The sequence below is a fragment of the Paenibacillus sp. JT22N12 genome, from assembly GCF_056269365.1.
Map to the genome: position 1 here is coordinate 408,628 of NZ_JBWDNU010000001.1, position 20,002 is coordinate 428,629.

18 protein-coding genes and 1 pseudogene are annotated in these 20,002 nt (G+C 51.2%); 3 read left to right on the plus strand and 16 right to left on the minus strand.

What is annotated here, in order from left to right; all coding sequences use genetic code 11:
• Nucleotides 1-101: 101 nt before the first annotated feature.
• The 3 genes and pseudogenes from AC0YOA_RS01680 to AC0YOA_RS01690 form a co-directional block, all read right to left on the minus strand.
• Complete coding sequence (locus tag AC0YOA_RS01680; protein WP_475785126.1) at nt 102-1,076, minus strand: S-layer homology domain-containing protein; 975 nt, start codon at nt 1,074-1,076, stop codon at nt 102-104.
• Nucleotides 1,077-1,203: 127 nt separating this feature from the next.
• Nucleotides 1,204-2,049, minus strand: a complete 846-nt coding sequence (locus AC0YOA_RS01685) for a cohesin domain-containing protein (RefSeq protein WP_475785781.1) — start codon at nt 2,047-2,049, stop codon at nt 1,204-1,206.
• A pseudogene (locus AC0YOA_RS01690) lies at nt 2,029-4,389 on the minus strand (rhamnogalacturonan lyase); the annotation flags it as partial. The gene AC0YOA_RS01685 and the pseudogene AC0YOA_RS01690, both read right to left, overlap by 21 nt.
• Nucleotides 4,390-4,760: 371 nt before the next feature.
• Between AC0YOA_RS01690 and AC0YOA_RS01695 the strand changes: the two are divergent.
• A complete protein-coding gene (locus tag AC0YOA_RS01695; RefSeq protein ID WP_475785127.1) occupies nt 4,761-6,092 on the plus strand; it encodes an MFS transporter in 1,332 nt (443 codons plus the stop codon).
• A gap of 164 nt (nt 6,093-6,256) precedes the next feature.
• On the opposite strand, the gene AC0YOA_RS01700 is transcribed toward AC0YOA_RS01695, so the two are convergent.
• The 4 genes from AC0YOA_RS01700 to AC0YOA_RS01715 form a co-directional block, all read right to left on the minus strand.
• Nucleotides 6,257-6,700, minus strand: a complete 444-nt coding sequence (locus AC0YOA_RS01700; protein ID WP_475785128.1) for a hypothetical protein — start codon at nt 6,698-6,700, stop codon at nt 6,257-6,259.
• A 47-nt stretch (nt 6,701-6,747) separates the two neighbouring features.
• Complete coding sequence (locus AC0YOA_RS01705) at nt 6,748-7,752, minus strand: stalk domain-containing protein (protein WP_475785129.1); 1,005 nt, start codon at nt 7,750-7,752, stop codon at nt 6,748-6,750.
• Nucleotides 7,753-7,893: 141 nt separating this feature from the next.
• A complete protein-coding gene (locus AC0YOA_RS01710; RefSeq protein ID WP_475785130.1) occupies nt 7,894-8,667 on the minus strand; it encodes a ChbG/HpnK family deacetylase in 774 nt (257 codons plus the stop codon).
• A 136-nt stretch (nt 8,668-8,803) separates the two neighbouring features.
• Nucleotides 8,804-9,394, minus strand: a complete 591-nt coding sequence (locus tag AC0YOA_RS01715; protein ID WP_475785131.1) for an acyltransferase — start codon at nt 9,392-9,394, stop codon at nt 8,804-8,806.
• Nucleotides 9,395-9,586: 192 nt separating this feature from the next.
• On the opposite strand from AC0YOA_RS01715, the gene AC0YOA_RS01720 reads away from it, so the two are divergent.
• The gene (locus AC0YOA_RS01720) at nt 9,587-10,696 is read left to right on the plus strand and encodes a GerAB/ArcD/ProY family transporter (protein ID WP_475785132.1); all 1,110 of its coding nucleotides are present in this window, start codon (nt 9,587-9,589) and stop codon (nt 10,694-10,696) included.
• A 114-nt stretch (nt 10,697-10,810) separates the two neighbouring features.
• On the opposite strand, the gene AC0YOA_RS01725 is transcribed toward AC0YOA_RS01720, so the two are convergent.
• From AC0YOA_RS01725 to AC0YOA_RS01735, 3 genes are read right to left on the minus strand one after another with little or no spacing between them, the layout of a single operon-like run.
• On the minus strand, nt 10,811-12,418 hold the full coding sequence (locus AC0YOA_RS01725; RefSeq protein ID WP_475785133.1) for an extracellular solute-binding protein: 1,608 nt from the start codon (nt 12,416-12,418) through the stop codon (nt 10,811-10,813).
• A gap of 52 nt (nt 12,419-12,470) precedes the next feature.
• Entirely contained in the window at nt 12,471-13,352 is an 882-nt protein-coding gene (locus tag AC0YOA_RS01730; protein ID WP_475785134.1) for a carbohydrate ABC transporter permease, read from the minus strand.
• Nucleotides 13,353-13,368: 16 nt separating this feature from the next.
• Nucleotides 13,369-14,283, minus strand: a complete 915-nt coding sequence (locus AC0YOA_RS01735) for an ABC transporter permease subunit (protein ID WP_210045398.1) — start codon at nt 14,281-14,283, stop codon at nt 13,369-13,371.
• 330 nt (nt 14,284-14,613) lie between these two features.
• On the opposite strand from AC0YOA_RS01735, the gene AC0YOA_RS01740 reads away from it, so the two are divergent.
• Nucleotides 14,614-15,624 (plus strand): LacI family DNA-binding transcriptional regulator, encoded by a 1,011-nt coding sequence (locus AC0YOA_RS01740; protein WP_210045399.1) that lies wholly within the window; start codon nt 14,614-14,616, stop codon nt 15,622-15,624.
• 68 nt (nt 15,625-15,692) lie between these two features.
• Here the strand turns inward: AC0YOA_RS01740 and AC0YOA_RS01745 are convergent, their stop codons facing one another.
• The 6 genes from AC0YOA_RS01745 to AC0YOA_RS01770 all read right to left on the minus strand — a co-directional run bounded on the left by AC0YOA_RS01745 (nt 15,693) and on the right by AC0YOA_RS01770 (nt 19,942).
• Entirely contained in the window at nt 15,693-15,923 is a 231-nt protein-coding gene (locus tag AC0YOA_RS01745) for a DUF5316 family protein (RefSeq protein WP_475785135.1), read from the minus strand.
• A 29-nt stretch (nt 15,924-15,952) separates the two neighbouring features.
• The gene (locus tag AC0YOA_RS01750) at nt 15,953-16,213 is read right to left on the minus strand and encodes a DUF2651 family protein (protein ID WP_475785136.1); all 261 of its coding nucleotides are present in this window, start codon (nt 16,211-16,213) and stop codon (nt 15,953-15,955) included.
• Nucleotides 16,214-16,243: 30 nt separating this feature from the next.
• On the minus strand, nt 16,244-16,441 hold the full coding sequence (locus AC0YOA_RS01755) for a hypothetical protein (RefSeq protein ID WP_475785137.1): 198 nt from the start codon (nt 16,439-16,441) through the stop codon (nt 16,244-16,246).
• Between the two features lie 470 nt (nt 16,442-16,911).
• A complete protein-coding gene (locus AC0YOA_RS01760; protein ID WP_475785138.1) occupies nt 16,912-17,952 on the minus strand; it encodes an NAD(P)-dependent oxidoreductase in 1,041 nt (346 codons plus the stop codon).
• A 2-nt stretch (nt 17,953-17,954) separates the two neighbouring features.
• The gene (locus AC0YOA_RS01765; RefSeq protein ID WP_475785139.1) at nt 17,955-18,809 is read right to left on the minus strand and encodes a DUF6807 domain-containing protein; all 855 of its coding nucleotides are present in this window, start codon (nt 18,807-18,809) and stop codon (nt 17,955-17,957) included.
• A 29-nt stretch (nt 18,810-18,838) separates the two neighbouring features.
• The gene (locus tag AC0YOA_RS01770) at nt 18,839-19,942 is read right to left on the minus strand and encodes a Gfo/Idh/MocA family protein (RefSeq protein ID WP_475785140.1); all 1,104 of its coding nucleotides are present in this window, start codon (nt 19,940-19,942) and stop codon (nt 18,839-18,841) included.
• Between the last annotated feature and the right edge of the window lie 60 nt (nt 19,943-20,002).

A 20,002-nucleotide genomic window follows, 5' to 3' on the forward strand; every position in this document is an offset into this window, starting at 1 on the left:
TCCGATCTATCGGAAAAAGGCCGCTTGCACGATGAATACCATCGTACAAGCGGCCTGCTGTTTTATGATCTTCGATTATCCCTCGCGGATTAAACAGACAGCTACCCTTCAGACTTATGAAGCAGATTCAAGATAATCGTCACGGCTTCAGCACGTGTAGCGCTGCCGGAGGAATCAAACAGATTGTTGTTCTTGCCTTGAATCAAGCCGCTAGCCTTGGCCGCAGACACTTCCCGGTAAGCCCATGCAGGAATTTCACTGTCATCGGCAAAGCCCGCCGGTGTGTCTTCTAATAACTCGAGATGCGCGGTTCGAGCGATCATAACCGTCATCTCAGCCCGGGTAATGCTGCTGTTCCAACGGAACGTGCGATCCGAATAACCGATAAGGATGCCTGAAGCCGTTACAGCCGCAATATGCGGTGCTGCCCATTCAGGAATTTGATCGGCATCGGCATAACTCAACATTGTCTCCCCTTCGGCAGACAACGGAACAGCACGCGCCAGCATGGCGGCAAATTCCGCTCTGTTGATCTTGGCGTCAGGACGGAAGGTATTGTCCGGATAGCCATTGACAAAGCCGATACCGGCTGCCTCCTCTACGGCTGATTTTGCCCAATGGCCGTCAAGGTCGCTGAAGGACCTGGTCTGTGCAGATGTGATATGCAGCACGGCTCTGGCCTGCGGTGTCTCTACGACAGATTGGACTTGCGAATCGACGAGCTTGATTCTTGTCAGGGTGATAGCTGCATCACCCACGCCTTTGGCTTCGAATGAGAATGAGGCAATATCGGCGGCGCCTTTCTCACCTTGTGATTTGCCGAGCTTCGTGTGCGCGAAAATGACTTCGCCATCATCGTCCGAATCCGGGACAGAAAAGCCTGGCCAAAGGGCAGAAGCGCTCTTGAACCGGAGGCGACCGGTATCATAGGTCAGACGAATTTCATAACCGAACAAATCCTCGAGCTGCTCGCCTTTCACCGTAACCAGCACTTCCTCACCGGTTTCCAGCGTGGATTGGTCCAATGACAATGCAAAAGAAGGCTTGCCCGCGCCCGCAGCTGTGAATGGAAACATTGAGAGACCCAGTAGAAGTATCAAACTGAAATGAATCCATCTTCGATTTATCATGCAGCAGTCCTTTCAGGAAGCGGCCGGGAGGAGAGAAGCGGCTTCCCCCTCCAGGCCGGACTTATTCCCCGGCTTATTTCCAGTTAAAGATAAGCACAGCGAGTGCGACCAGGTCGGCGATATCGATCACGCCGTCATGATTCATATCAAGATGCTTCACTTGATTCCAATTCGCGTCAGCCGATGTCGCACCATATGCCTTGGCCATTATAGCCAGGTCGCCGATGCTAACTTGAGCGTCATTGTTGTAATCGCCTGGGGCTGCGACGATAACGCTTGCCTTGAAGGCTTGCAGAGCTTCGCTAAGCTTACTCACAGCCTGCTCAATCTGCGTTTGCGTCGATGCGGCGTCAGCAGCAACTTGCGCTGCCTTGTCAATCGCGGCCTGCAAGGTTGCTTTGGAGCCTGCAGGATATTGACCAGCCATGCTGCCTTCTACCGCATTGTCCTTCACATTTTGCGCTTCCGCAATGAGAGTGGTCAGCGCCGACTTGTCAATGACAGTAATTTGAACCTCGTGCGAGGATCCGCTGCGTATGGACTCTTCGCCCGAGCTGTTCGAGTTGATCAGCTTGCTGACGGCAATGCTGGTCATTCCCTCTCCGGCTGTCTGTCTGGCTTTGAAGCTCAGCTTGATCAAATCACCGTTCGGATTCGTTTGTTTATCGCCAAGATGAACGGCTAATATCCGGAGTGATCCAGGCTTATCATCATAACCGGCTATGATAACCTTCTGCTCATCCAGCGAAACCGGCGGTGCAGTAACCTCCAGCTTATCTGAATCATAGGCAATGGTGATATCCTGTGCAACAACCTCATCCTGGACGTTATTTAAGCTGAACGTAATATCGAATGGTTGACCCGCCACGGCAGTGTCAACACCGCTCAGCTCACCGCCGCTGGACACTTCATTCACCACCGGGGTCCAGAAATCGAGTACCTTGACTTTGGAGAAATCCGTATCACCTGCAAAATAGTAGCTGGTGTAATCCGCCTGGTTATAGACGGTTTGCTGCCCGGCAACCTGCAGTCTGTATTGAGCGTCATGCATCAGCGTATGAAGCTTGTGATCGGTTACGCTTGTGCTCATATAGATCCTCAGAGCTGAGCTGTCTGCCGTTCTGACAAGCAGCTCCTCTCTCCAATCGCCGAAAATATCGGCAACGAGGTTTGGATTGCCTTTGGTCGAGTTATTCGTTCTCGTGCCTGCTGCTGTCAATACGGTGGAGACGGATGGATAACGCTGCTGGATGGTCGGTGTCGAGTTCCCTGAGCCGTCAATGAGCTGCGTTGTCATATCCGCATTCCATTTAATGCTCATGTTCGTTCCTGGCATCCCCCCGCTCACGGGTGCGCCAGTCGCGCTCAATAATGATACCGCCCACGTTTCCAAGCCTCTGACATCGGGATTAACGTCGCCGATCATGCCGCGTCCCGTGTCTCTGCCCGTATAAGCGCCATAAATAACTTCACCGGTCCGGGCATCGCGCATGGTATAACCGTAAGGCACGCTCGTTGCCCCCTCATGCACCATGAAAATCTCGAGTCCCGCACGATCCGGATCGATATCCGCGACATGCAGCATATCGCCATGTCCCATTCTGCGAATCTCGCCCGGCGCCTCGCTTGCTGGAGGCATAGCGCCTGATGAATTGTACATGACCGTACCGTCGTCATCAATGGTCGACGCGGCGTAGATGATTTCCTGCTTGCCATCGAAATCTACATCCGCAACGCTCATGGAGTGACCGCCCTGCGTCGTCAAGCCTTCATAGCCGGGATTCGTGCCCGGTCTGCCATGCGGAGAATCGAAGAATGGATTCGTCATCGGCACCCAGCCGCTGTCAACGTTCCAATACTCCTCCAGATGCTGGCCATTCCAGCTGTAGGCAACCATGGTCACTCTGGTGTATACGCCTCTGACCATAATGGAATAAGGTTTTTTGCCATCCAGGAACGCAATACCGCTCATGAAACGGTCCACACGATTGCCTGGTTCAACTCTGCCAAGCGCATAGTCTCCCCACATGAGACCATCGTCCGTGCGTCCCATCTTGAACCGGATGGTCTCCATTTCATCGCCGGTTGCGCCATTGAAAACGGACAAATATTCCGGTCCTGTCAGGATGAAGCCATCGAATGTCCGCAATTGATTGTTCGCACTCCGTTTAGGGGCAAGAACATCGATATAATAATCCGCAAGGGTCCGCGCATCTTCAACTGACAACGGATAGTGATGGATTGGCATAGGTGGCAACGCCTGACTGCCGGTGAAGAGCGCCTCCAACGGGCGGAATGCCTCTTCAATGGTTGCCGGCCAGTGGCCTGCGACAACCTCCGGATGGTTCTGGTAATCCTGGAACATCTGGACAAGATGGTCGTAGTAGTCACCTGCGCTGTATCGGTAGTCGTCCGAATTGCTGTAACCGGCAGCGATATCTTCCGGCAGCATGGTAATGTATTTCTCCGAAGCGACATTGCCCGCATCGTCATATTTGATGACTTTTGTGCCGGGAGCTGTCTTAAACATAACTTCCGCTTTGCCGTCGCCATCAAAGTCATAGACGTTGAATTGGGTGTAATGGGCACCTGCCCGAATATTGACGCCAAGGTCAATTCTGTAGAGCAGCTTGCCTTCCAGCGTATAACAATCGATGTATGTCTTTCCCGTATAACCTTTTTGGGAGACGTCCTTCGAATTCGAGGGGTCCCATTTGACGAAAAGCTCGTATTGGCCGTCGCCGTCAACGTCGCCGACGCTTGTATCATTTGCCGAATACGTATAGTTTTCGCCTTTCGGCGTCGTGCCGGGTGCCGGAACTTTAAGCGGAACATCCAGATAATTGCTTGCCCACGGCTTCACGATACCGCTTGCATCCGTCTCTTCGCCGTCAACGACGGCAACGACAGAATACTCGCTTGCCTCCGTTCCGGCAGCATCCAGATAGTTCGTGCTGTCTGTGACAGTGGCGATCTTCTCACCGCTCCGGTAGACGTTGAAGTTCGTCCCTGTCAGGCCCTTGTCCGAATATCCCGTTACCTCGTGGCCCAGCAGCCTCCAGCTCAAAAACACGCCATTGGATACTTTGGCAGCTGTGAGTCCTCGATCCAGATACTCCAGCTGATACCCGTTTTTGACTGATGATTGGCTGACTTGTGTACTGGCTGCCGCAATGCCGGAGATGCTGGACAAAATCAATGATGCCCCCAAAGCTGCCGTCAGCGTTTTCTTGATGAAGGAAAATTTCCTTGAAACCATAGCGATCACCTGCCCATCTTTTTAATTGAATACCTGCAATAAAGCGGTTGCAAAATACTCCCTTCAATTTCGAAGCATAGATGAGAAGACGATTATAACAGGTTACAAACTTCAGGAAACCGCTTTCACCCCTTGTCAAAAAATTTAACCGCCACAATCGAGGAGATTTGTTTCCATTATAGATTTTCAACGGGAGCCTCAAAATAGAAAAAACAGTGATAAACTTAAAAAAAACAGTGATAGTTCGGCGATGGCGAATCCTTCGTGCGCCTTGAGCTTTATTTCCAGCGGACATCAATGATGTTATGATGACGATAGACAAAATGAATGCGCGATTTCAATACCATTACATGGGATATTGAGGTGACAAATTGTTTCGTTCTCTGATGGATACTCTATCTCCCTTACGCAGCCGAAATTTCCGGATCTATTTGGGCGGTCAGGGCGTATCGATGCTCGGAAACTGGATGCAGGGCACTGCCCAGGCCTGGGTGGTGTGGCGGTTGACCGGCTCAACGGCCGCACTTGGAATCGTTGCCATGCTGAATACGCTTCCCGTCCTTCTGCTCGGCCCTTTCTCCGGTGTATGGGCAGACCGGCTCGACCGCCGAAAACTGCTGATTTACACCAATATTCTGGCCATGACCCTTGCTGTTATCATGGGCGGGCTGGTATATACGGGTGAGGTGCGTATCTGGCATGTCTATATTCTCGCGGGTATTCTCGGATGCGTGAACGCCCTGGATATCCCTTCCCAGCAAGCCTTCATCGGCGATCTGTCCGGTGTTGAGCATGTCCGCAAGGGATTTACCCTCAACGCGATCATGGAACAGGTCATGCGGATGATCGGGCCATCGGTGGCAGGCTTGATGATAGGCGGTTTCGGAGAAGCCCCGGCCTTCTGGCTGAATGGACTTAGCTATGTGGCGGTGATTGCGAGCTTGTTCTCGGTAAAAGCCACTCAAGAGCGGCAGATCAGCGCAAGCAATCCGCTGATGGATTTTCGGGAAGGTCTCAGCTTCGTCCGAAGGAAGCCGCGGATTCAGGATTTAATTCTGTTCACGGCGATGACAACCCTGTTTGGCTTCGTCAATACGCAGCTTTTTCCGGAAATCGCTGATCATTTGCTGCGCGGCGGACCGGAAACGCTGGGTACGATGATGGGGGCTTTCGGAGCAGGCTCATTCTTCAGCGCACTGCTGCTGACGCCAATCCTGCAGCGGGTGCGGCGGACCGGACTGGCGCTTGCAGCCATCATTGCCTGGTCCGGCTTTTGGTTCGGCGCGTTTTCGCTTTCCAGCTGGCTGCCTTTCTCCTTGCTGGCCATCTTCTGCGCGGCTTTCGCCCAGCCTGTCGTATTGACTACGGTCAAGGGGCTGATTCAGGTATTGGCCCCTTCAAACATGCGGGCCCGGGTATTGAGCCTTCAGGTCATGATCGCCGTAGGCACACAGCCCATATCCTCATTAACGGTTGGATTTGTCGCTCAACTCGTTGGCTCTTCGTATGTCATCAGGACCAACGGGATGCTTATGATCGTTGCAGCCGCTTTGCTGCTGGCATTCCGCCCGGCGCTGCGGATCTGGGACCCGCTGGATGAAAGCGCAGAGCCCTCAACCGTGCCGATCGAGCCCAAGCAGCCGTTAGATCCTTCAAAGCCCGGCGATCATGTGATGACGAAGCCGGGAACAAAGACGTTGTGATTGATTCTTGCCCGAACTGTAACAATTTCAGTTAGATGACGGGCTGCCAGCCAATTGCTAAAAGCCATGTTTCTACCAATGAGTAGAGAAACATGGCTTTTTGATTCATTCGAACTATGCAAGTCTGCCGCGATGTAACCACCTGCGTGTTTATTTGAGTGAAATCATGCGGCTTCTACAACAATACTGTCAAAATACGTGTCACCCATGTATACCTCAAGCCGCCACTTTCCCTTTTTGGTTCCATCCTGGTTAAGAATGAACTTGGCGCCGCCCTGCGCGTCTGCTCCAACCTTATTTTCTGTCCTTGTGACCTCCCAGTCGGAGTACAATGTCTCTATCGCCCCCGTCTTCTGGTGCACACCCATCAACTTGAACGTATCTGCTATTTCTTCCGGCTTTCCCCAAAAATAAATAATGAAGTGTCCGCCTTTTGATATAACGCTATTGCCTTGAGGATCAAATCCCAACCGGTTTTCTTTTCCGTACATGGTCATTCCACCGGCTTCAAAGGTTCCGCTTGGTTCCCATTTCCGATCATCGTTTGAAGCAGAACATGCGGTAATCAAAATAATTAAGCCAACGAGGAAAGTCATTCGGATAAACATAGCGATCCTTCTCCTTTCCCCTTCATACTCCCTGCTCTTGCCGCGAACTAATTCCGTTCAAGCTCACCGCTCTGTCCAAGCCTATAATAATGAATGGCGGGATTATCGTCGAACACCCCATTCTTTTCATATAAAGCTAATTGCGCATCGCCTGTGTCTGTAGGGGTAATATCCCAATTGGCCAGGAGCAAGTCATATTCTTTGGCGAGATTGCTGTCGACAAATCGATCATCCCGGTACTGCAGAATATGAGGCCATCTTTCGGTATGCTCCATCTGGGGATAGTCAATGGAATAACCGATTTCAATCCTGCTGTCACCATCCAGATCACCAGTCCGGACCTTTAAATTATCTTTGGTCAAATCGATGGGAGGAATATCCAAAGCGATCCGGTGAAACGGCTCGTGAGCATTCGTTCGATATTCGAAATAGACAGGAGCTGTGAAATAATCCGGATTGTTCTCATCATAATTCGTGACCATCCTTGCTTCATCCTGCACTCCATCCAGGTTCAGATCGGGTTCAAATTCGCGGAGCACGGTAAAATGCTCAAACTGAACCTCACCGGTTTCGGGCGGTACATCATATTTAATATCCGGGGTGATCGTCAGGGTCATGCTCCGATTATCCCATTTCAGGCTGTGCCCATAATATTGGGCCACCTCTTTGACAGGAATATAGATTTTCCCGTTCATTGAAATGATTGCAGAAGCTAGCATGACCTTTTCTCCATGATCTGTAAAATAATTCTTTCCCAACTGGAATTTCAGATGCTCCTCTCCATCCCCGATATCACTGTCATAAGATACTGTCTTCAAATCCGGGTTCCACGAAACTCCCCTGGAACTGACGAGAAAAGGCAAACAGTTCTGCAAACCCAATGAATCCGCATACATATGACCGTCTATAAGCTTGCCCCCAATCGTCTTATCCCCTCTAATTAAAGTATGTATGATTCCATCCTCTGCTGCGGCTTGGCCGGCATGTACGGGAAAACTAAGCGTCAGACACCAAAATGACAAGAACACTATCGATAAAGTTAATCTTTTCATTGGAACAACCACGCTCCCGGGAATCAGAAATTTCGGCGGTCTCTCTGCCGATCGAATTGAATAGAGCAGCTGCCGAAGCACCATGCTCCCCTTCTTTTTGCTATACACTGAACCACAACGGAAGCCTGCTTGTTATTCTGATCATGGTACATGCACTTCATCATACCGGGCTGGCACGATACCATTGAGCTGACAGAATGAAAGAACCCGCGGATCGGTGAATATTCGCCTCTCCCATTCCCTCTCATGCGCTACAGTCAATCCATCGTATCCAAAATGTCCGAGTGTCCGCATCTCCTCATTGTCATACGCCGGATGACCGACCAACACATAGGTCCCCGGCTCCGCCGCCGCGAGCTTGGCAATCAGCTGATCAACGGGATCGCCAGGCACGGAATCGACCTTGGGCAGCCTGCGGTGCAGCTCCAAATCGTTAATCAGCCCTTCCGCACCGCACCACATCGCGAAGGCTTCCCGGAAACCGTCATTCACCCAATCAAAACCCATATGCAGATCCGCATACCGGACATCGAATCCCGCCCGCCTCACTTTATCGAGCTGAGCCTGAAGCTCGGCCATCATTTCCTCAACCCGCGGCCCGTGATCGCAGAGCTCCCTTGTCGTCTGGAAGAAGGTGCCGTCTGCAGCAACAAGGGTCGGCACCTCTTCGGGTGACAGTACCGGACCCCACCGGACCCGGTCCCATTCCGCATTCAGCACGGCATGCAGGCCGAAGCATAATTCCCGTTCGCCAGCCAAAAGCTCCGCCGCATCCTCAAGCGCGGGGCAGACCGCCATCACTGATGTATTTTTCAGAATACCTTCTTTATATGCTTCCCATATACCGCGATTTGAAGATTTGCTGCTTCCGCAATCGTCGCCTCTTGTAATCAGCCGTATCCGTTCATTCCCCATGAAATCACACCTGCCTCACTGGAATTTTTCAGAACCTTCTTTACACTTTTAGACGCCAACAGGAATGAAAAAGTTTCCCATATTATGTTTTTAACTCCTATTATATTTTCAACTTCGGGCCGCGCTGCTCATTTGTTTATTTCCTGCTTTTGACGACTTTGGCCGGAACCCCTACCGCAATACTGTAGGGAGGAATATCTCTTGTGACGACCGATCCTCCGCCAATGACGGAGCCTCTGCCAATGGTTACTCCTGCGGTTATGCTGACCCGCCCCGCGATCCATACATCATTTTCAATCGTAATGGGCAGCAGCTCATGTCCTTGCTCCCGTATTGGACGGCCTGGATCGTCGAAGCGATGGTTGCCGGCAATGATGATGGCATGTGAAGCAATGCGGACGTCATCGCCGATGATTACCCTCCCCTGCCGCTCGTCCGGCAGGCCATATCCGACAATGTTGGAATACGCCTGAATGGAACTGCGTTTGCCGACGGTTACGTTTCCTTGAAGCAGCACGCCAAGGGCGATGGTGGACTCTTCACCGATTTCGAGCCTGCCTTCACGCGGATTTATTTTGGCTTCGGGGCTAATCAGGCAGGTACGGTGGATGACCGCATTGCGATGCCGGTTTGCGAGCCAGTATCCCACCTTGCAGCTGATTCTGCGTCCCAGCGTTTGTTTATCGGGCATGCTGTACGCCCCGTCCAGGAATGTCCATAAGCTCATAGCCGCCACCCTCCTGTTTTGAAAGATGACTCCATTATAAGACCGGGAAACCCATTCCACCATTCATACCGCAATCATTATTTGTACGAAATGCCTGACTCAACTTCAATTTGGAAGGATTGCGATACATAATTGAATGAAAAAAATGGAAGCCTAGCTATATCATCGCTTATTCAGAGAGGAGAAGATCAAATGCGTCCAATCACCGCGGTTCAGGTAGCAGCAATTGTGACTAGTTCCACGATTGGAGTCGGCGTTCTCGCAGTTCCCCTTCTGGCTGTTCGCGCAGCAGATACGGGAGCTCCGCTTGTCACATTGCTCGGAACACTGGTCGCATTATTCGGGCTGCTCCTTGTTACGGTACTCGGCATACGTTTTCCCGACCAATCGATCATCCAGTACAGCGAAGATATTATTGGAAGAGGTGTTGCATTTGTGGCCAGTTTGGGCATTGTCTCCTTCTTTAGCATATTAATGGCACTCATCTCCCGCGAATTCGGGGAAGTGGTCATCACCTCCATATTAAAAAGGACTCCATTGGAAGTGACCGTCCTTGCGATGCTGCTGCTTGCGGCCGTATTCGCCAGAACGGATATCGTGACGTTCGCCAGCATCCATCTTTTTTACCTGCCTTTTATTATGGTGCCAGGCTGGATCATTGTATTGTTGTCTCTGAAAAACTCCCGCGTCCTGAACCTGCTGCCTGTATGGGGAAATGAGCATCATGAGCTGTTCTTCGGAATATTAACGATTGCTGCCTTGTTTCAAGGCTCCTTCATCATCACGATGGTCATCCCGTTCATGAAAAAACCAAAGAAAGCCTATTTATCAATGATTTGGGGCTGGTTTATGCCGAGCTTTTTCTTTGTACTCACTGTCATTTCCGCTGTGGCCGTATTTGGACCTGAGGAAATCAAATTATTGATGTGGCCGACATTGGAATTGGCGAAAACAACCGCACTCCCAGCTAACATTTTGGAACGGCTGGATGCAGCGATTCTGGCGGTATGGGTGACCAATGTGTTCACGACACTGCTGTCGATTTTTTACCTTACGATTAAATCTATAACCCAAATGCTTCATTTGCAGGATCATAAAATGTTCGCTTTTTTCTTGCTGCCTTTTATCTTTCTGATTGCCATGCTGCCGCAAAGCGTGCTTCAAATGTATGAGTTCGTCGAATTCTTCGGGAAGATAGGGTTGTTTATTACGATCTGCTACCCTATCTTGCTGCTGCTCATTGCGGTAATTCGCAAAAAACGCGGAAAACCGGTTGCCGTCAATGAAAACGGCAGCAGCTAGGACAGACGAAAGCTTCGGGTTTCTTGCTCTGGACCAAAAAAAGTCTAAACCTTGGAAAACACAGGTTTAGACTGATTAAGGTTTCTGAACTCTTGCGGAGCTTCAGCTTATTTCTTATTGAATGCCTTTTTCGTCGAAATAAGCGGTTGCCTGCTCTTTCACATATTCCAGAATTTTATCCACGCCCGCCGCTTTCAACTTGCTGCGGTATGTCTCAAGCGCCTTCACCGGGTCGGCCACAAGACCCATCATGAGCGGCTGGCCGTATTGCTTGATCACCTGGTTCACAGCAGCCTGCTGTGCCTTAACCGGTTCATAGTCCATCGTGATCGGCTCGAAGATGTTAGGCTTACTTTCCGCCTCGAACTCCTCATTCAGCGCCTGCATGCCGTCCCAGCCGCCTTTTTGTGCCAGCATGTTGTCTTTGTTGCGCCAGCCCCAGCTTGTAATGTCATAATTCTTCCAGTCCTTGGTCACCTCTACTCCCACAGGAGGCGAGACGAATGTTTTGCCGTCGGCCTCGATTGAATAATGCGTGCCCTCGATGCCGTATGTCATCAGACGGAAATAAGTGGGATCGTTCCGCAGCTTGTCGAGCACCATAAGCGAACGCTCTGCGTTCTGGGCGCTCTTCGGAATCGCCATGGCGTTGGCCATCGGGAGCGTTGGAATCGAATAATTGTGGAATCTGGTGAACGGGAAGTAGCCAAGCTTGTAGTCCGGATTTGTTTTGGATACGTCCGTAATAAATCCGCCGGCTCCCGGAGCATTCCGCCAATAGACGGCGCCCGTGCCTGCCTTGATCAAGTCTCCTGCTTCCGTCTGGGAAGACAGCGTGTTGGAAGCCCAGAAGCCTTTATCCGCCCAGGTTTTCATGCGTTTGACATATTCCTCGAACTGCGTCGTGAATGGATAGGCAACGATATCCCGCGGATTGTCATAGGAAGAGGAAGCAATAACGCTGCTCTCGCCGCCGTAAATCTTGAAGTCATAGTAGTCCTGGAACAGGGTATACACTTCATTCCAGGCTTTGCCGCCGATCGGCGTGACGCCTTTCTTGTTCGCCTTCACGCCGTCCAGATAGGCTTCAATCGAATCCAGATCCGTAATCTCCGGCAGGTTCAGCTCTTCCCGCCAGTCTTCACGGTAGACGAGACCGTTCGGCGTATACTCCGGATTCGTGTTCGGCACGGCGTAGATTTTGCCCCCTACGGTTGCCGTGTCCCAATCCTCCTTGGGCACTTGCTCCCAGGTTTGCGGCATATAGGTTGGCAGCAGGTCGGTCAGATCCATAAATGCGCCTTGTTTGGAATATTTGTAGAAATCCGCCCAGCTTGAAGCAAACAGCATATCCACCTTCTCGCCTGAGGCGAGCAGCAGATTATATTTGCTCTGCCATTCGTTCCAGGAGGTAAAGTTCAATTTGACCGTCGTATTCAGATCCTTCTCCAGCATTTTGTTCCATTCATCCAGAACCTTCGGCGTGTCCGCATGAGCGTCTCCAAGCAGATACCATATGAGTTCGACCTTCTTCGATGTATCCGGCTTGGCCGGGTCCTGGTTTTGGGCGTTGGTCGTGGAAGCATTGCCGCCAGGCGGCTCGCTTGCGGCGGCGTTCGAACCGCCATTGTTTGAGCCGCCGTTGCTGCACGCGGCGAGAAGAGCTGCTGTCAATGTCAGCGAAATGGCAGCCGTCGCCCATTTCATGCGTTTGAAGAACATGTAATATCCCCCTTTTGATTGGCTTGAATGTATGTTAGCCGGCAATCCGGTTCTAACCTTTGACCGCGCCGATCGTCAGACCTTTGACGAAGTAGCGCTGCAGGAACGGATAAAGCAGAATGATGGGTCCTGTGACGACAACCGCAGCTGCCATCTTGAGCGTCTCAGTCGGCGGCTTGAAATTCGGAGACAGATTCCCCGCGATGCTGGTCTTGAGAACCGAGGCACTAGCCAGGATCTTGTAGAGCAGGAACTGCAGCGGGAATTTGCTCTCCGTGGTGATGAACAGATTAGCGGTGAACCAATCGTTCCAGTATGCCAGCGCCATGAACAGCCCGATCGTTGCCAGACCCGGTGTGGAGAGCGGCAGGATCAGCTTCAGGTAAATCTTGAAGTCGCCGGCGCCGTCGATCTTGGCTGATTCGACAATCGAATCTGGAATCGATTTCATGAAATTTTTCATTAAAATGATATTCCACGCACTGAGCAGGCTCGGGATGACGAGCGCCATATAGTTGTCCTTCAGGCTCAAATAGTTGACGATCAGGATATACCACGGAATCAGCCCGCCGCTGAACAAGGTCGTGAAGTAGATAAAGAACGACAGGCCGTTGCGGTACTTGAACTCCTTGCGGGATAGAACATAGCCGGCCATGGAGGTCATGAACAGGCCCAGCGCCGTTCCGATCAGCGTAATCAGAATCGTTACTTCGTACGCCTTGTAGATCTGGATCGGGTTCGTGAACATGGCCCGGTAGGCGTCTAGCGAGAATTGGTCCGGAATGAACTTGAAGCCCTCCGATATAATCTCCGTCTCCGAGCTGAGCGATCCTGTAATAATGACCAGGAAGGGCAGCAGGCACATCACCGACAGGAGCGTCAGAAACGAATAGCCGGCCACGTTGAATACCAGTGTAGATCTTTCCATTTTCATCGGATGTAGGCTCCTCCTAGAATAAAGCGTAATCTTCGCGCGTCCTGCGAATGACGTAGTTCACGCCAAGGACGAGCAAGAGTCCGAACAAGGATTGGTACAACCCTGCCGCGGTCCCCATGCCGATATCGAAATTGACGGCGAGAGAGCGGTACACATACGTATCGATGATGTCCGTCGATTCGAAGAGCATGCCGTTCTGGCCGACGATCTGGTAGAACAGATCGAACTGGCCTTTCAGGATGCCGCCAAGACTGAGCAGAATCAGCAGAATGAATGTCGGCACCAGCATCGGGATCGTAATTCTCCGGATCCGCTGGAAAATGTTCGCACCATCGATCTTAGCAGCCTCGTAATATTCGTCGCTGATGCTCATAATCGCGGCCAGGTAGATGACCGTGCCGTATCCGAGGCCTTTCCACACATGAAAAAACACGATAATGTATTTCCACGGCGCGGTATGCATGTAGAAGTCGTATCTTGGAAAGCCCATCTGCGCAAGCAGCGTCGGGATAACTCCGGTCTGCGAGCTGAACAGGTTCAGAACGAAAGCGCCTATAAGAACGAAAGAAATGAAAAACGGAAGAAACATGACGGACTGCGCAGATTTCTTGAACCATTTGCCGGGCAGCTCCGCCAGGAAGATTGCGCAAAACAGCTGAAGCGTATTGCCAAGCAGAATGAAGACAATATTGTACAAGATTGTGTTTCTTGTAAGCGTGGCCAATTGTCCGGAGCTGAACAAGAACTGAAAGTTGTCGAAGCCGACGAACTGGCTTCCGAACAAGCCGCCGTCAAAACTGTAATTGGTAAAAGCGTAATAGACGCCTACCATGGGGACGTAGCTGAACAGGGCAAAGAACAACAGCGCGGGCGCGATCATGAGGAACATGACCCGATTCTTCCCTAGTTCTCTGAAAAATCCGACCATCGTGCACCTCCGTACCGGAATGAATGAGTAATGGACAAAGCGGACTGACTAACTGTAAAAATGCATCACTCCCACATCAATTTATGAAATCGATTTCCTAAATGAAATGACGTCGTTCCGTTTTAGGTTTCCTTAACCTATCTGAGCACAAAACGCTGATATGGGGCCGATCTCCCGCCTCGCATTCATAAAATACGCTTTCAACAAAAACTTTCGTTACAAGCGGATTGATTTGTCCGGTCTCAGTATTGAAATCGATTTCATTTTGAATTATAGTGTTGATATCGAGCTTCTGTCAAACAAATTTTTAGAGCAAAGTTGAGGATGACTATGGATATCAAGATCATCGATGTTGCGAACAAGGCCGGCGTCTCCCCTGCAACGGTATCCCGTGTATTGAACGGCAATTCCTACGTCAAGGCGAAGACCAAAGACAAAGTAAATAAAGTGATCGCCGACCTCGGCTATCACCGGAACGCCGTGGCCAAAAATTTGCGGTCACAGAAAACGATGACAATCGGGGTCATCGTCCCGGATATTAACGCTTCTTATTTTGCTGAGATCATCAAGGGCATCGAGAATATGGCCTATTCCCGCAGCTATAAGGTCATTATCTGCGATGTGGAGAATCAGCCTGACAAGGAACTGGATTATCTTGGTCTGCTTATGAGCCGCACCGTGGATGGCATGATCCTGGCTACTCCCGCCACTGCGGATGAGGAGATCGTCCGCTTCTCGGACAAGGGGTATGCAATCGCCGTGATTGGCAGACATATCGAGCATCCGAAGGTGCCCTGCATCTACACGGACAACGTAAAGTTCTCGAAGGAGGTCGTCGATCACCTGGTTGGCCTCGGTCACCGCAATATCGTGTTCCTGAGCGGGTACGCCGAAGCGGTGGACAGCTTCGAAAGGCTTGAAGGGTACTTGAAGGGGTTGAAGGAATATCAGATCCCGTTCCGTCCGGAGCTCGTCGAGAATGGCAACTTCAATGAGAACGGCGGATATGAAGCCATGATGAGGCTTTTTGCCAAAAATATCCCTTTCACTGCCGTATATGCGGCAAATGACGAGATGGCGCTCGGCGTATACAAGGCCTGCCGGGAAACCGGCATCCGCATCCCGGAGCAGCTGGCCGTTGTGGGTGTCGACAACAACCGGATCAGCAAGTATTTGACGCCGACGTTGACTACGGTCAACCAGCCCAAATACGCGATGGGCGCGATCATTGCCGAGAAGCTGATCGATCAGATGAACGCCGACGAGTTCGCGGCCAAATGCGTGTTCAAGGTCGATTCCGAATTGATCCTGCGGGGATCGACCGAGCATCGCTTGAAATAAAAAAAGGGGCGGCCCGCCGCCCTTTTTTGCTTGATCGTCCCAAATTCGAAAAACGGGCTAGTACTTGTTTAGGAACCTTTTATCCAAAAATAATAGATAGCTGCGATTGCAAACGATACTAGCGAAATCAGAAAAAACCATGTAGATAATTTCGCTTTTACTCTCCGTTCTTTGGGATCCGGATTCTGGGAATAATAGTTTCCTCTCTGCCTGTTTCCATCCGTCCATGCTCCAACTAAAATACCCGCCAGGATTAATGAAATAATACCTATGTATATGAATATCGACAAATACCCCATCTCCTTAGTCGTCGACAGCCGGTTTTTCGTTATTTATCGGATATTTTAAATTTTTGGATCATATAGAAGAATTGCTTTGCAATCATACTGGAAGCAAAAGACAACAATGTGTAAATCATCAACCAAATGAGGAATGTTGTATTATATACGGTAAAAGTCAACACAACAGAAACCCCAAACGTCAGTGTTGGAGCAATGAAAACATTCTTCAGAATGATGTACCCAACAAAGCCAAGCAGAATGAAAATAATGGGGAAAACGATCATGATCAAAGAAAACTCATTTATCATTTACTCACCTCCTGATTCCCCTCTGGTTACTCAATATATGTTCAGACATAACCATGTAACAACCCCTGCCGCCATGATCGCGGCCGCAGCAACAAATCCAGCATAACCCAGTCTGGTACGCACCGCAGCGGTCTGTTTATCATAAAATTCCGGCTTTCTCATCGTCCCCAACCATAAGTCACCGATCAAATTCACGACCACAAGGACAAAGCTTTTCGTTATTTTCACTTCAATCCCTCCCTTTGTGAATACTTCTAATCGTAACATATTATACCTGTTTTGTTGATTTATACATTTATAAGCAGTTAGAGTCCAATGGTTATTCCAGATTGAAGTAAGTCGTAGGCCGAATTCCCGTCTCCACTTGGTACCTGATGGATGCTGTCCATCAATAAAATCCGGTTCAGCCGCCATTTGGCGGCCGCCTTAGGATAGCGAATTGTCACCATTGATATCGTAAAATAAAGCCGAACTAAAAACTACGCAAAAAAATAGAAGGGGACATCTGCCCCCTCTTCATTTGTAAATAAAACGCGCTATAAAAATGAACAAAGAGCGGAGCAGGAAGAATGATTCTGTAGAAGGGTTTGTGTTCGCCTTTATTCCCGGATTTTGACCATTAACCTTATATTCAGGAAATCGGGAACAACAGCGATTGGTAGAGCATTCCTCCTGCACAGCGGCTTCTGTTCACATCCTTAGCTCGTTTTAATCGATTGCACCGGACGAAATTGCGCCATCAGCATCTCCGCCCACTGCTCGTTCGCGTGTATCGTACGTCCTGCATTATGGGGAGTGTGTACGACGTTGTGCCTGCCGAGCAAAGGATCGTCCAGCGGCAGCGGTTCAATATCGAATACGTCGGCGGCAAGACTGATCTCCTCGGCCAATACCCTTTCCCTGACCGCTGCCATGTCGCAAATTAATGCTCTAGTCGCCATAACTACCAGACACCCCTTGGGAAGTGCATGAATATGATCGGCGGTGATAATTCCCTGTGTCTTGGCGGTCAAAGGGACCATCGGCACGAAGATATCCGCATCCTTGACGAGCTCATCCAGATGCCACACTTTGCGGGCGCCCGCACGGTGGAACGACGGTTCGGACGCGAATGGATCCCATGCCGCTGCTTCCGCCCCAAGCATGCTCACAAAACTGGCATAACGGCTGGCGATATTGCCTGCTCCTACAATCCGTACCTTCTTCCCAAACACGGTACCGTTTGTGAAGTTCGGATCGTCGCCGAATTGGTGGCCTCTCGCTTCCGGCACCCCCATATTTCCCGGAGGATTATAATCCCACGGCTCCTGGCTGGAAATGATGGCATGATGGGACTGCGGAATGCGCCGAAGGCCGCAAAGCGTCAGAGCAAGGCCGAATTCCGACACGGATTGGCCCCAGAAGCCCTCCGAGGGATGCTTATAGATTCTAACCCCGGCCTGCTCCCAAGCATCTCGAATATCCGGCTCCAGCTCTTCATTGTATCCATCGGTACAGATTGCCGCTTCCCTAAGCGATGTGAATGCCCCCAGGCAATCTCCTGTAATGTCTACACCAAGCACTGCCAGTCGGGTGATCTCGGCTGGGCTCGGGACAACCTCTCCGAGCTTTTCCTCACTTCCAGTCAGGAGCCGAATGAGCTGCGTGTCCCCTTGACCGCTCCACATCCTGTGCAAATGATTTGCAGCAAACGGCCATACGGTATCAAAATTCGGATGCACGACAACAGCGCTTTTCATCGTCAATTGTTCCTCCCATTACGAAATTCATTCCAATTCGCTTCTATTTGCGCTGCGTCGATTTCACCCGTATAGACGAAGACCCGATGTCTGAACAATTGCGAACTGCCCGCTTCGAGCTGCCAGTCTCCGGCTATGCACAGGCTTGGGGCAGCCCCGAATTGGCCATCCACGCGCCATGGAACCGGATAGCCAGGATTAGCAGGATGGTCCATTATCGCTATGCCGGCTGCCGATTCACGGCCTTCTATCGGCATGGAGATAGCCATCCAGCGGGCCGGCTTGCCGTCAGCCTCTTCCCTTGCGAGCCCCTCGCTGCTTATGCTGCTCCCGCCGAATGCCTCGCGGTATGGCATTCTGATAAATAATCCGCCGTAGTCGTATCGTCCGAACGTTAAGGCAGTTTGAGCCTTGAGCGTCCATTCCAGGTCCAGCTCATAGGCGTTCCCGCGGTCGCAGAAGGTCCACCGCTGCTCCTCGGCAAGGAGGGGAGTACCGTCAGGCGAACGCCAGTCGGTCTCCACGGCCCATTCCACTTTACTCCCGTTTATTGCAGGAGGCCGGAGAGGCTTCGGGTGGAAGGTTCCATCCATCGGATCATTCCGCAAGCCTTCCTCCCAGAAACCGACGCCATTAACCTCATTCAGCCCCGTATATAATCCATGCTGCCACGGATGATGGGCGGGAGCATTTTCGGTAAGCTCGCCAATCCCGTCGGGCGACAGGATCGGATGAATATAGGGGCGGCTGTTGGCTGCAGCGTTTTGCACCAGAACCGGCCGCGTTCCGCCCGCCCGGAAGATTTCAATGGAATGCGGGGTACTAACGGCATGAAGCTCAGCTTCGCAAGATTTCATGATGGGCATGCCTCCGTCCTTCAGTTTTTTTAGCGGAAATCAGGCAATTTGAGGGGGATTCCGCCCTGCATGGCGGATTCATGCGCAACAAGTCCCGTACACGTCCAGTTCGCAGATGCGAACACATCCGGAAACGGCGGACGGTCCTCTACGAGGCTCATAATAAACTCATGCGCCAAATGCGGATGGGATCCGCCATGGCCATTCCCCTGCTTGAACGAAAGATGCTGATTCTCGTCCGCATTGTAAACGCCCTCGGCCGTATATTTACGGATGCCCTCCGGAAGCAGGTGGGCATAATCCGGGATCTTCACGCGCTCGCCGTCCTCCCCGCGGAATACCAGCGGTTCTTCCCTTTCCAGCTGCTGCCACTCGAAGCTCATCTTGTCCGCATAAACATTAAAGCTCTCGATATACTCACGGGAAATTTCGAATAAGGACCGGGTCACTTCCATCGCCAGGCTGGAATCGCGGAGACGCACGAGAGCCGACTCGGCAGCAAAAGGCGAGCCGTACTTGGAAGCAAGGTTCCCGGCAATTTGCCCCGAACCGAAGCATACCACCGTCTCCGCTTCTTTCCCGGCCAAGGCAAGAAGCGGACTTACCGCATGGGTTGCGTAATGCATGGGCGGCAGCCCTTCCCAATAACCCGGCCATCCGGACATCTCCTGCTGATGAGCGCCCCGCAGAAACTGCAGCCTGCCCAGCTTCCCGCTGTCGCGCAGCTCCTTCACATACAGAAACTCGCGCGTATACACGGCTGTTTCCATCATCATGTAGTGCTTGCCGGAGGCTTTCTGCGCCTCGACAATCCGTCTGCAATCCTCCACTGAGGTGGCCATCGGCACAGTGCAGGCCACATGCTTGCCTGCAAGCAGAGCCGCGGCAGATTGCCGGGCATGAAAGGGAATCGGGGTATTGATATGGACGGCGTCCACATCCGGATCCTCAAGCAGTTCCTCAAAGCTGCTGTATCTTACATGGATCCCAAAATGATCGCCGATCCGATGCAGGCTATCCTCCGACCGCTGGCAGATCGCATACATCTCTGCGTGCGGGTGATTTTGATAAATAGGAATAAACTCGGCTCCAAATCCCAATCCGACAATGGCTACGCGAATTTTTTGGGTCATCAATTATCCTCCTGCTTTGAATTTATAGTCCGGATATCCACTTTAACCAATGCTGACATG